The organism is Campylobacter sp. CH278, from assembly GCF_004378845.1.
GTDB lineage: Bacteria > Campylobacterota > Campylobacteria > Campylobacterales > Campylobacteraceae > Campylobacter_D > Campylobacter_D jejuni.
In genome coordinates this window covers 1-13,516 of the sequence record NZ_RYXZ01000008.1, presented here as the reverse complement: position 1 = coordinate 13,516, position 13,516 = coordinate 1, and the positions used below count along the sequence as shown (strand labels likewise).

Here is a 13,516-nt window from a genome sequence, read left to right as displayed (position 1 = left end):
AAGAAATAATTATATTCAATTATTGATTAGAAAATGATAATAATCCTCAGGCACACCAATATCTATAAAATAATCATCAAAAATACAAGCCCTAGCCTTTAGTTTTTTATAATTTTCTTGTAAAAACTCTTCAAAAGAAAATTTTTCCTGCAAAGCAAAATCATTAAAAATATCTTTAGTTAAAAGATAAATTCCACCATTGATTAAACCTTGCTTTTTAAATACCTTTTCCTCAAAAGAAATTACAAGATCTTGTTCATCAACATTTACTGTGCCGTATCTATCAAAATCATTCATTTGTTTTAAAGCAAGACAAATTTTACTTTCATTTAGCTTTAATTTACTTAAATCTATGTCAAAAAAAGTATCACCATTTAAAACATAAGCTTCATTTTTTACAAATTTCAAAGTCTCTTTTATGGCTCCACCTGTTCCTAGAGGCTCTTTTTCGATGCTGTATTTTATTTTTATACCTAAAAACTCATCTTTAAAATACTCTTTTATCACTTCATATTTGTATGATACTGCTAAAATTACTTCTTTTATACCTTGCTTTTTAAGATACTCAAAAATAAATTCTAAAAAAGGCTTATCATTTATCGGTGCCATAGGCTTTGGAATGTCTTTTATAATACTTTTAAGTCTTGTTCCTAAGCCGCCACAAAGTATTATTGCTTGCAAGAAAAACCTTTACCAAAAAGCTCTTCTTCGACAATAGCACAAATAATATGTCCTATTAAAATATGCGCTTCTTGAATTCTTGGCGTGCAAGTTGAAGGCACTTTTATACAATAATCACAAAGTTCATTCATAGCCCCGCCACTAGCTCCACTTAAGCCTATACTTATGATTTCTTTTTGTTTGCAAAACTCTAAAGCTTTTAAGATATTTTTACTATTTCCACTTGTTGAAATGCCTATAAAAACATCTCCCTTAACACCTTGAGCTTGCACTTGTCTAGCAAACAAATTTTCATAACCATAGTCATTACCAATAGCTGTTAATATGCTAGTATCTGTAGTAAGTGCAATACTTGCGATACCGGGTCTATCAAAATAAAACCTACTTACAAATTCTCCTGCGATGTGCTGTGCATCAGCTGCACTACCGCCGTTTCCTGCTAGTAAAGTTTTGTTATTATTTTTATAAGCTTTTATGATTTCTAATGAAGCATTTTTAATAAGAGTTATTAAATTCTCATCTTTTAAAATTTGCTCTTTTAATAAAATTGATTCTTGAAAATGTTCTTTTATATAATTATTTATAATTTCCATGATTTAACCCCCTCTTTTGTAAATGAAAAATCTTGCACCCAGCCTTGCTCTTTACTTAAAGCTTTGATTAAGTTGTATTTTTTAGTAGGATCTACGAAGAAAAACATAAATCCACCTGCTCCTGCTCCACTAGTTTTGCCACTATAAGCTCCATTTTGCATAGCTAAATGATAAATTCTTTCAAGTTCATCATTACTAACAATTTCAGAAATAATTTTTTTTGACTGCCAAGACTTGCCTAAAATTTGTGCCAAAGTATCAAAGTCCGCCTTAAATAAAGCTTCCTTCATCTTTATAGCATCTTGTTTTATAGCGTGCATTGCTTCTAAAGACTTTTCATCTCCAAGCTTTCCTTTTTTATGTTCTTCTATGTCTTTTGCTTCTCTTGTAATATTTGTAAAATAAAGCACAATTCTAGCTTCAAGCTCACTTGCAATCCAGTTTTTAATACGCAAAGGATTAACAATGACTCTTTTATTATCATAAAATTCCATAAAATTAAAACCACCAAAAGTTGCGGCGTATTGATCTTGCGCTCCACCTACTATACCTAAATCTTCTCTTTCTATCTCATAAGCAAGTTTAGCGATTTCATATTCCCCTAAAGGAAGATTAAGCCACTCTGCAAAAACCTTTATAACCCCTACAACTAAGGTCGAGCTTCCACCTAGCCCACTACCACTTGGTACATCTGAATAAGTGTGCAAAGAAAAACTTAAAGGTTTTTTTGTAAAATCTTTTACAATACGATTATAAATACTTTTAAAAATATCTAATTTTCCATCATTTTCTAAGAATTCTTTGCTTTCGTACTCACAATGAGAATTTGTATCAGGTGAATCAAAAATAATTCTTCTATCTTCTCTTTCGATCAAAGTGCAATGTATATATAAAGATATAGTCGCATTTAAAACATAACCTGTATATTTATCACAATACAAATTAATATCAGTTCCACCACCTGCTAAACCAAGACGAAGAGGAGTTTGTGTGCGTATGGTTTTCATCTATTTAATGGTATCCTTCCTTTTTTTATCTCATCCCTCCAATGATTTAATAGATCCTCAAACATTTTTCTAGCTGGAATTTGGGGTTTCCAGTCAATAAAACTTTTGATTTTTGTGTTATCAAACATTTGATAATCCGCATCAATTGGGCGCAGTCTTTGCTCATCTTGCTCTATTTTTATATCTTTTCTTGTAGAAAATGATAAAAGAATTTCTATAACTTCAGGGAGCTTAAAAACCTCTTCTCCCGCTATATTAAAAGCTTCCCCGCAAGGAATATTACCTTTTTGACTTTCCAATGAAAGTAGATAATAAGCCCTTATGGCATCTCTGGCATCTTGAAAAGTTCTTATGCTTGAGAGATTTCCAACCTTAATAATAGGCTCTTGATAACCCGCTTCAATGAGTGCGATTTGTTTTGCCACCGTGCTTTCAAAAAACACATCACTTCTTCTTGGACCACTATGCGTTCCCATTCTTGTAACAAAAGTGCGAATCCCATAAGCTTCGCCATAAAATCTTCCCAAATAATCGGTGCCAATTTTGCTTATACTATAAGGACTTGCACCGTGAAAGGCTGTTTCTTCATTAAGTTTAATGCCTACTTTCGCCTTACCATAAACTTCGCTTGAAGAGCATACATGAACCACAGGGTCATACCCCTCTTTTGCCTTTAAAATTCTAATGTTTTCTAGGATATTTGCCGTGCCTATTATGTTGGTTTGTAAAGTTTCTATAGGTATATCAAAAGAAGTTTTTGGATAAGATTGGGCTGCTAGATGAAAGATAAAATCAGGTCTTTTGCTTTCAAAAAGCTTTTGAAGACTAGAGTAATCATTTAAATCTGCATAAAAAATACTTATTCTATCTTTTTTATTTATCCTGTCGCTTAAATGATAGATATTGTCCATACTCTCTTGCCAACGCATCATTCCTATAACTTCATAATCTGTGTTTTCTAGCAAAAAATCTGCCATTTGCGAGCCAACTTGCCCTGTAAATCCTGTAATTAACGCTGTTTTTTTCATAATTTTTCCTATTGTCTTATATTTTGCTCTTTTAAATACCATTCATACATCATCTTAATGCCATCTTCAAGCTTGATTTTTGCCCTCCAGCCTAAATTTTGCAACCTTGAACTATCTAACATTCTATCCATTGTAGAATCTGGTTTTGAATTGTTAAACACAATTTCACCCTTAAATTCAACAATATTTTTTATCAAAAAGGCAAGTTCTTTTATGCTTAAAAATTCCCCACTTCCTACATTAAGATGCGGTTCATTAGATGAAGCAATATCTTTAAAATTTATATTTTTCATCACATAAATAGAAGCGTCAACTAAATCTTTTGCATGAATAAATTCCCTAATTACACTACCACCACCCCAAATTTCCACACTATCTTTACTTACACCAAATTTTTGCAAATATTCCATTGCTTGTTCTAAGGAATTCATTTGCAAATCCTTTAAAACCTCATCAATTTTATTTTCATCTAAAAGTTTTGCTAAATGAAATTTACGCAACAAAGCTGGTAAAACTTTTGCTTTTTGCAAATCAAACTCGGTTGTTTCTCCATATAAATTTGCAAGATATAAAGTGATAAAATTTGTTCCATATTGCAAATTATAACTTTCGCACATTTTTGTTCCTATAATTTTTGGCAAACCATATGCAACAGCTTTTAAATCTAACTTTCCATCTAATAAATTCTCTTCTTTAATAGGATTTATAGCTTTTTGAGGGTAAGCCCAAGCAGAACCATAAAAAACAAGCTTTTTAACATTATTTTGATAAGATGAATGAATAATATTTGCTTGAAGTACACTATTTTCATAGATTACATCAGCTGGAGTAAAAAGCCCTAAAGTATCAAGCTTAGCAGCACATAAAAAAACATATTCTGGTTTTTCTTTTGCAAAAAAATCAGCTACAGCTTTTTGATCTACTAAATCCAATTCTTTTCTTGTTTTTATGATAATATTATTAAAACCCTCATCTTTAAGTGTATTATAAAGAGTTTTTCCTAAAGTGCCGCCATGCCCTGCTATATAAATTTTAGAATCTTTAAGCATTGCAAACCCTTTTTGTAGAATTTGCAAAATCATAAATATTATTTGTATAAAAAGATTGAATGCTTGAAAAGATAAAGTATTCAAAGCTTAATCCCCCCCCCCCATCTAATCGAGCTGTTATTATTATTCTGAGTTTCTTGATTATTTTTATACCATTCATACATCATTTGAATTCCTTTTTCTAAATCAATTTTATGTTTCCAACCTAAAGAATGAATTTTTGAGCAATCTGTAAATTTCTGCATTGCACCATCTGGGCGATTTAAATTAAAAACTAAATTTCCCTTAAATCCTACTATATTTTTGATTAATTCTGCTAATTCTTTAATAGTGATATTCTTATGTGGGCCTATATTTAAATGAGTGTTGATAATCTCAGTATTACCACCTTTTAAATCTTTAAAATCTATATTATTCATGATAAATAAACAAGCATTTGCTAAATCTTGACTATGTAAAAATTCTCTTGTCGGTTTTCCACTACCCCAAATTTCAACATTATTCTCATCTACACCAAATTTTTTTAAATAATTCTTAGCTTCTTCAATGGAATCAAATTTTAAATCATTTAATAAGTCCTCATATCGTTTTTCATTTAAAAGCTTCGCTAAATGCATTTTTCTTAAAATTCCAGGCAATACATGAGATTTTTCAAGATCAAATTTATCGTTATTGCCATATAAATTTGTAGGAGTGATTGCTATAAAATTTGTATTGTATTGCAAATTATAACTTTCACAAAGCATCAAGCCTGAAATTTTAGCGATTGCGTAAGGTTTGTTAGCATACTCAAGATCTCCACTTAACATTTGATCTTCACTAGTTGGTAATGTTGCATTTTTAGGATAAACTGTAGTTGAAGCTATGAAAAGTAGCTTTTTTACTTTATGCAAATAAGCATTATGAATAACATTGCACTCTATCATTAAATTTTGATAAATAAAATCAGCACGATAAGTATTATTAGCTAGAATTCCACCCGCTTTAGCTGCTGCTAAAATAACATATTCTGGCTTTTCTCTCTCAAAAAAATCAGCCACAGCCTTTTGGTTTGTTAAATCGAGCTCAAAGTGAGTTTTAAAAACAAGATTTTTATAACCTTGTTGCTTAAGTTCATTAAGTATAGCACTGCCCACAAGACCACTATGACCCGTTATGTAAATTTTAGAATCTTTTTGCATCATTTATCCTTGAAATCTTAATGGAATTTCAGGATTAGATGGCCAAACTGGAAAATCTAAATTTTGCAAATTTCCGCATTCTTTTCTGTAATGTAAACCCTGCATTAAATTTAACTCATTTCTTCTTAGATAACTTACTTCTAAGGTAGTGCTAAAAAATAATCCCTTAGAATAAAAAATCTTTCCGTGATTATTTAAATGTGTATGTATTGGAATAAAATATTCATTAAGTTTTTTTAGTAAACTTATTCTTTTTTCAACCCCATCTTGCTCTTCAGGATTACACCCATGAAATTCGAATATAACTTGTGAAAAATATTTATTTAAAATACTTATATCAATATTTTCAAGCATATCCCATTCACAATTTTCAATATCACATTGCAAAATATTTGGCCTACTCTCATCTAAATTATTATCTTTTAAAGCTTGTGCTAAAGTAATTGTATTTTCGTTATTTGTATTGCCTATAAATTTTTTATGAAAAATAATATTTTCATGACTATAAGGACATTTTTCTATGCTAGCATCATATTCAATTACCTTAAATCCTCTTTGAGCCATTTCCAAATCCCAAGGGGAACTGTCTGAAACACCCAAAGAAAGAGCTTTTGCATCAATATTGCTCATACACCCCCCCCCATTATACATTACATAACCACCATCTCCATTACCACCAATTCTTAGTAAATTATACAAAGGCAGTTCCAAAGGTCGAATAAGATTTAAATAATTTACAATATTCCTATAACACTGCTCATTGTTATTTATGCGAATATAATTTCTATCTCTATCTTGTAATAATAGGAATAAAATTTCCTTATCTCTTTTATCAATATTTAAATTTGAAATAATATTTGACATTAAAATTTGATAAGACAATTGATTGCCAACTTTAATATTAACATTTAACTCTTGTAATAATTTTTCCATATTTATCCTTTATTTTTAGTTGCTAAAATATCACGTTCTGAAAGAATAGGAGAATTTGTTGGCCAATCTATACCGATTCTTTCATCATTCCATGCATAAGTAAATTGATCAGGTGCATCCACATAATCTCCTTTATATGCGCATTTATAATAATAAACTGCACTTTCACTACTAACATAATGTGCATTTCCAAAACCTGCTGGAACTAAGATAATTTGTTGATTATCTTGATTTATGATAAATTTTTCATACTTTAAATAGGTTGGAGAATTTTTTCTACAATCTACCACAACTTGATGAATTTCTCCATAAACACAAGTAGCAAGCTTGTAAGTTTTTACATCACCATGGATACCGCGGATAACATTATGTTTAGAATGTATAAATTTATCGTGTATAAATTTTAGTTCACTTGGCAAAAGCTTATCTACAGCCTTGCTTGTAAAAGCTGTCCAAATTTCACCTCTTAAATCTCTAAATTTATTAGGAGTTATGATATACACTCCTTTTAAAATTTTTGATTCTTGTATATCAAATTCTATTGCCATTATTTTCCTTTTTTAAATTCTTTTTTTAATTTTTTAACCTCAAACCACAACATAATATATCCTCCTTTATGCCAATTTTTATGAGCTTTGATTATAATCTGTCCTAATTTATAAACAAAACCCTCTTTTTCTTTTAAAGCCGACTCATAATCAGAATAATATTCTAAACTAATAGATTTTTTATCCATTTTATTTTGGCTTTCTTTATGCATATCTCTTATGTAAGACAAAACATATGGCATCCTTATATATCCCCATAAAGATTTAGAATTTTTAATAGCAGCAACGCCAAGTTTATAAGCTAAATGATTACGAATCTTTTTTACAGCACCTATTTCTTGATCGCTTTTAGGAAGATCTTTAAAAATAAACATTTTAAATTGATCAAATATTATAGGATGAAAATTAGGATAATAAGTATTGACCCTAGATTCTGGAATATTAAATTCAGAAAAAATCCTACATGCAACATAGAAAATATTACTATACTGATCAAAATCTTTAAAATAATAATTCATATAAATATCGTAAGGAAAAGTTGGATTTTGGCCATATCCTAGCAATAAGTCGAAAAACTTTTTTTTATTTTTACAAATTACTTGCTCCAACCTATCATCTGCTTCTTTAAATTTTTCATTTTGCAACAACAAATTAATATAAAACACTTCAGAATTTAAGCTACCAGAATCATACCTTAAAGATTTACTTAAATATCTTAATTTTATATCAAAATTTAAATTCAATTGTTCCGAAAGTAAAAAAAGGAAAAAATAATTGCACGATCGATACAAGTCATCAATATTTTCAATATCAATATATTTTAAAATAATCTCATATTGTTCAATGAGCGACAAATGATCGAATATATTGATAAAAATTTTATTTTCTATCCAACTAGCACATCTTGAAAATCCTGTTGTCCCAGAACCAAATATATACTCAGATTTAGACATTAAAACCAATTCAAAAAGTAATCTATCATATCCATTATCTAATTGTTCGAAAGCTATGATATCATCTATTGAAAAAATATTTTCTTGAGCTTGTTTATTGAAAGAACAATATTCTTTTAAATTCTGTATTAAATTAAGATCATCTCCAAAAAAAATAACACGATGTCCTTTTTTTATTTCTTTTAGAGCAATCTCTAAAGCAAATGGGTATGGAAAGATTTTATATCTACAATGATATAGTATATTTCTATAAAATTCATCATGAATAACCTCACCTGTTCTAATATGTATAGCAACAAACTTTCCAATGTCTAAAAATTTACTATGAGCTTTTTCAAAAATTTTTTTAACATGAGATGAAAAATCTATTTGTTTCCAACATGAAACCAACTCTGTTCTATATTCGCCCTCGTCAACATCTGTAAAATATTCACTAAGATCACCTTGAGTTGAATACCACCCCCATTCTTTTTCGTAAGGTTTTTTCAAAATATTTTTAATGCTTTGTCTATACAAACTCCACAATACTGGTGTTTCATAAGCGAATTCTATATCTTGTCTATAATAACTTTTAATAAAATCTTGATCAAACAAATACTCTCTAGTTGGCAAATTTGCCCAAGGAATCAATACTTTACCATCTAATAAATTTTGAATATTATTAATATCTCTCCATACAAAACCGAATTTAAAACCAAATTTTTTAGATATATAAAGAGCATTTAATAATGCTCTCATTCTCTCTCCAAATCCATCATCCCTTCCTGCAATTATGAGAGGTTTTGAATTATCCATTATTATCCTTTCTTAAATTTCTTTCTATATAGCTGTGCAATCTTATAAGGTAAAATCACTATAGCTAAAACATTCCATTTTCTAGATGTTTTTAAAATAAGCTCTCCAAGCTGATAGGAAAAAAAATTTCTAACCATAATTGCCTCATTGTAATCTTTATAAAAACTCAAATCTATGTTTATTTTTTTTTCAGTTAAATAAATTTTTTTTTGCTCATGATGAGAAAAAATTAAAATAGGAATTAAAACTATCAGCTTTATCCATTTTAAAGGATTTTTAATATTTAAAAGTATAACTTTACCCAATTTATAAGAAAGATGAGATTTTATAATATCTACAGCACCGATAAGGCCAAAATAACAATCATTATCCATATTATATTTAACTCTAATATCTTTACAACTTCTTAAAACAGACCAGTTAAAAAAAGAATTTTTTTGATCTAATGTTATTTTGTTGTTTAACCTAGGAGCGAAAATACCCACTCTATCTTTTACTCCATTAAGAATAAATGGAACATTTCCCATAATTTCGATAAATTTTTTATCTATATAATTATTGCTTAAATAATTCAGATATAAAATAGTTACATTCATATTGTCAAAGATTTTTTCATAATTATCAGTTTTTACTATATACTCCATAAAAAGCATTACCCCATCGATATATTCATCATATCTAAACTTTTGCAAAGCCTCCCCTTCTAAAAAATCAAAAACAGGAATCACTCTACCATCTTTTTTATCATATCCTAAAACCTGACCTTGTAACGAACGAACAAATAATTCTATACCATAAGTATAATTTTCATTTAAAGGGAGCATAAATAAAGATTGAGTTTTAGTTTTATTTAATTTACTACGATATAAATATAAACTGCCAAAAAACATATTTTTAAATTGTTGATTACTTTCAATTCTTTTTACAATATAATCCAAAGTTTCACCCGTGCCACAGCACTCAACAAAAGCAAAAATTTCTTGTTTATCAATTTCTTGATCCAAATACTCATCAATTAGCTGTATTTTTAACTTATCTTTATTTCTAAAAGGCTCTCTCCAAGACTCTCGAGAACCATACAAGTATTTTGTTTTAATATTAATTTTTTTTGCTTGAATTAACATATCGGTCATTTTTTGCAATACATAACCATCTCTTGCTATAAAATATAAACATCTAATAGAGTTTTTTAAAGCAATATTTAAAATCCACTGAACATAAGGTAATAGCATAGGGGCACCAAATGAAACTCCTATCTCTTGCAAGTTAGTCAAGGTATTCTCAAGTCTTATCTTTTTAGATATTCCAATTATTTTTTGCAAATCCATATCTAATGAATTACGGTTTAATGCAAATTCTTCATATGGAAGCAACTGATTAATATAAAAATTTGTAGAAATTTCCAAATTTGAGGGCTTAAGATAATCCCCCACCCAATTATCGCCGCAATGAATCCATTTTTTTGGATCAACTTTTTCTAAATTTAATATAGCCTTAAACAAATTCCCGCTATTTTTTTTTAATCTAAACTCTGATGACATATATATTGGAATATTATTAAAAATAGGGGAAAATTTATTTAAAAAGGTTCTAATAATAGAAGAACTAAAATACATATCAGAAATTAAAACAACTCTCTTTTCATTTTTAATAAGCTCTTCAACCAATTCTATATTTTTTTTAATTGGATATAATGTCTCTTTTTCAGTATTAATTTCGAGTTTCATTAACTCCTCTTTTTGTTGAAAACTTAAAGAAAAATTCTGCTGTAATAAATTATAAATTTCATCAAAATTGGTATCTTCATATTTATTTTTACACACATTTCGATAATAATACTGCTCAACCTCCACTCTTATTCTATCAAAATTTTTAACTAAATTTAAAGGAAAATCCATATTTCTCATTTTTTGTTTCATTATTAAAAATACAGCACTAGGTTTAGCTATATTTCTAGAAATTAAAGTGTCAAAAATATCAAAAGAAAAAAGTACATAATTTTCTTGATTAATACGATATAAATATTGATTTTTACAAATTTCATCTCGAACCATTTTTAAAATATTTTTTTCATAAATTTCATAAGTGGATGTTTGAAGATAATTATTCCTAGAATTTGCACCCATTGCATCTAACTTATTTTTATTTTTATACGCTTGTATAAAAGCATTTTTTAAAGAATCTACGCTACCGGTTTTAACCAACCATCCACTATTTTCATCTAAAATATATTTAGCTCCAATATTTTCAGTTAATATCAATGGTTTAGACATCATCGCACCTTCCAATGCAACCAAAGAGCACGATTCATCTCTAGATGGTACAACCATAACATTGCATTGGAAAATCAAAGAGTGTATTTTTTTTCTATCTCTTAATTCCCCGTGATAAAAAATGTTTGGAAATTTTTTGGCTAATGATAAAATCTTGGGGAAAAAATCTTTAGCTCCCTCCCAAAATCTTCCAGCAAAATGAAGCTCACATTGATCCCTTATATCTACTGGAAGATCAATGAAAGCTTGTAACAACACATCATAACCTTTTCTTTTTTCAATAGTCCCTAAAGCTAAAAATTTTAATTTATCTGACTTTATCTGTTTTAAAAAATCGTCATGCTTTTCATAAAAAACATCATCTACATAATTATGTAAAACCTCTACATTTTTATTATAATTATGAATTATAAAATCCTTTGCATACTCACTAACCACATAAAGTTTTTTAGCTTTTTCTAAAGCCAACTTCCTTTCTGGCTTCCAAAAAAAATCAGGAAGATTTTCAGCCTCTCTAATATACCAAACAACAGGAGTTAAATTTTGGATCAACTCAACACATTTATATACTACTATAGTATTTGCTATGACCAATGAATATTTTGAAATTCTTTCATGCACCCATTTAGAATCAATATCATCTTCTGAAATAACTTCAACATATACGCCTAATTTATCAAACTCACTAATATAAGGTCCTTCATTATAGGTCCAAATATCTACAGCATATTTATTATTCAATAATACTTCACATATTCTTTTAAAACTATTTAAAGCTCCTGTATATTCTAGTTCTGGAGTAATAAGAAGAATTTTTTTTATCATAATACACTTTCAAATTAAATATTCATGTTTTGTTTTATTGCTAGAACGCCATTTTCCAATTTCTGCCCATTGTGATACCTTGCAATATCTACAAAAAGGAATAGGCTTAGAAAGAAAAAATAAAATTTCTTGATAATCCTTGGCTTTATAAATATCAATAAAGTCAAATTCGCAAACTTCAAAATGATTTCCATACTTTTTATTAAAATGCTGTACATGTGCAGGAAAGGTACAAGTAAATAGCTTTCCATCTTTAAACTGAACACAGTGATTTGCCATACTACAATTTGTAAAACTATGGTAATTATCACAATTTCCAGAAGGATCTAGAGAAAATTTCCAAGAAGTTTTTTCCAACTCTCCATTGTTAAAAAATATCAAGGGGATATCATATTGATCACACTTATCTTTAATCAAATCCCAATTAATTTTTATAGGATACTTTGTTGGACGAATTTGCATTTTATTCCTTTGGCATGAATTCCAAAAATCCTCATTTTGCTTATCAAGTAAAATACCATTAGTTACCAACCAAATGGCACTTTTTGGAAAAAAATATCTTGTAATGTCAAAAAACTGTATACAATTGGGATTTAAAAGAGGTTCGCCACCCATCAATCTAAAAGTTCCGACAATACCTTTAGATATTTCTGAAAGTCTTTGCATATCTTTTTTAAAAATTTCTATATCTGGAAATTCTTTTTCAGCTATTTGTGAAAAATGATTACAACCAAAACAATTTAAATTACATGATTCGGCTAAATGAATTTCAACAATCTCTAAAAAAGCTTGAGGTGTAATTTTTCTTAAATGAAAATCTAATACTTTATAGTGCTCTTTTTTTAATTGCGATAGTTCTATCTTTGTATTATTAAGATCTATCTTTGTATTATTAAGATCTATCTTTGTATTATTAAGATCTATCTTTGTATTATTAAGATCTATCTTTGTATTATTAAGATCTATCTTTGTATTATTAAGATCTATCTTTGTATTATTAAGATCTATCTTTGTATTATTAAGATCTATCTTTGTATTATTAAGATCTATCTTAATTTTTTCATGTTGCTTGAAATTTTTTATGATAGACAAAAACCATTTTTTAAATCGCTGCATTAAAACATCCTTTAAAACAAACTGCCAAAAATATTATATCATCTTATTCTTATATTCCTTATATCTTTTTTTTAACATAAATGGCAAAATAAAAATCTTCCCTTTATACCATCCCTTAAAAGAAAGCAAAATCAATTTTCCAAATTTATAAGATAAATGCTCTTTTATAACTAATGCTTCATGATAATCCAAATAACACTCTAATGGAAGAAGCTTCAAATCTGGTCTAAATTGTACAATAGACCTATAAACTTTATGCTCAAAATTATGCTCAAGGCAAATTTTGAGCATAAGAAAAGGTAATTTAATAATTTTATTAAATGACTTTGCCTCAACAACAACTTTACCCAATCTATATACCAGCTGGTTTTGCAAACGAGCTCTAGCTCCTCTAGAAAAATAATAATATATTACAGGATTTTCAATTATTTTATTAATTCTTTGCATATTTATATTTCCGAATAAATTCTCATCAAGCTCTTTATCTTTTAAAATCTTGCGAAAATCTTGCGAAAATCTTTTTAAAAAATCCAA

11 protein-coding genes and 1 pseudogene are annotated in these 13,516 nt (G+C 28.2%); all 12 read right to left on the bottom strand.

What is annotated here, in order from left to right:
- Positions 1-15: 15 nt before the first annotated feature.
- Positions 16-681 carry a D-glycero-D-manno-heptose 1-phosphate guanosyltransferase gene (hddC, locus tag ELQ04_RS07055; protein ID WP_002857908.1) on the bottom strand — a complete coding sequence of 222 codons (666 nt, stop codon included), beginning with the start codon at positions 679-681 and terminating at the stop codon, positions 16-18.
- Positions 669-1,274, bottom strand: a complete 606-nt coding sequence (gmhA2, locus tag ELQ04_RS07050) for a D-sedoheptulose 7-phosphate isomerase (protein WP_044778297.1) — start codon at positions 1,272-1,274, stop codon at positions 669-671. The genes hddC and gmhA2 overlap by 13 nt, the downstream gene beginning before the upstream one ends.
- On the bottom strand, positions 1,262-2,281 hold the full coding sequence (gene hddA, locus ELQ04_RS07045; protein WP_044778296.1) for a D-glycero-D-manno-heptose 7-phosphate kinase: 1,020 nt from the start codon (positions 2,279-2,281) through the stop codon (positions 1,262-1,264). The genes gmhA2 and hddA overlap by 13 nt, the downstream gene beginning before the upstream one ends.
- Complete coding sequence (locus ELQ04_RS07040) at positions 2,278-3,309, bottom strand: GDP-mannose 4,6-dehydratase (RefSeq protein ID WP_044778295.1); 1,032 nt, start codon at positions 3,307-3,309, stop codon at positions 2,278-2,280. Before ELQ04_RS07040 ends, hddA begins: the two co-directional genes overlap by 4 nt.
- 8 nt (positions 3,310-3,317) lie before the next feature.
- Complete coding sequence (locus ELQ04_RS07035) at positions 3,318-4,358, bottom strand: NAD-dependent epimerase/dehydratase family protein (protein WP_044778293.1); 1,041 nt, start codon at positions 4,356-4,358, stop codon at positions 3,318-3,320.
- 80 nt (positions 4,359-4,438) lie between these two features.
- Positions 4,439-5,539: a GDP-L-fucose synthase gene (locus ELQ04_RS07030; RefSeq protein WP_044778291.1), complete on the bottom strand. Its 1,101-nt coding sequence runs from the start codon at positions 5,537-5,539 to the stop codon at positions 4,439-4,441.
- A gap of 3 nt (positions 5,540-5,542) precedes the next feature.
- Positions 5,543-6,472 (bottom strand): FkbM family methyltransferase, encoded by a 930-nt coding sequence (locus tag ELQ04_RS07025; RefSeq protein WP_134224483.1) that lies wholly within the window; start codon positions 6,470-6,472, stop codon positions 5,543-5,545.
- A gap of 2 nt (positions 6,473-6,474) precedes the next feature.
- The gene (locus ELQ04_RS07020; protein WP_044778289.1) at positions 6,475-7,020 is read right to left on the bottom strand and encodes a dTDP-4-dehydrorhamnose 3,5-epimerase family protein; all 546 of its coding nucleotides are present in this window, start codon (positions 7,018-7,020) and stop codon (positions 6,475-6,477) included.
- Positions 7,020-8,768: a capsule biosynthesis protein CapA gene (locus ELQ04_RS07015; RefSeq protein WP_002858440.1), complete on the bottom strand. Its 1,749-nt coding sequence runs from the start codon at positions 8,766-8,768 to the stop codon at positions 7,020-7,022. The genes ELQ04_RS07020 and ELQ04_RS07015 overlap by 1 nt, the downstream gene beginning before the upstream one ends.
- A gap of 2 nt (positions 8,769-8,770) precedes the next feature.
- On the bottom strand, positions 8,771-11,866 hold the full coding sequence (locus tag ELQ04_RS07010) for an HAD-IA family hydrolase (protein ID WP_002852392.1): 3,096 nt from the start codon (positions 11,864-11,866) through the stop codon (positions 8,771-8,773).
- A gap of 9 nt (positions 11,867-11,875) precedes the next feature.
- On the bottom strand, positions 11,876-12,982 hold the full coding sequence (locus tag ELQ04_RS07005; RefSeq protein WP_002864445.1) for a radical SAM protein: 1,107 nt from the start codon (positions 12,980-12,982) through the stop codon (positions 11,876-11,878).
- A 33-nt stretch (positions 12,983-13,015) separates the two neighbouring features.
- Positions 13,016-13,516: pseudogene (locus ELQ04_RS07000) on the bottom strand (glycosyltransferase family 2 protein); the annotation flags it as partial.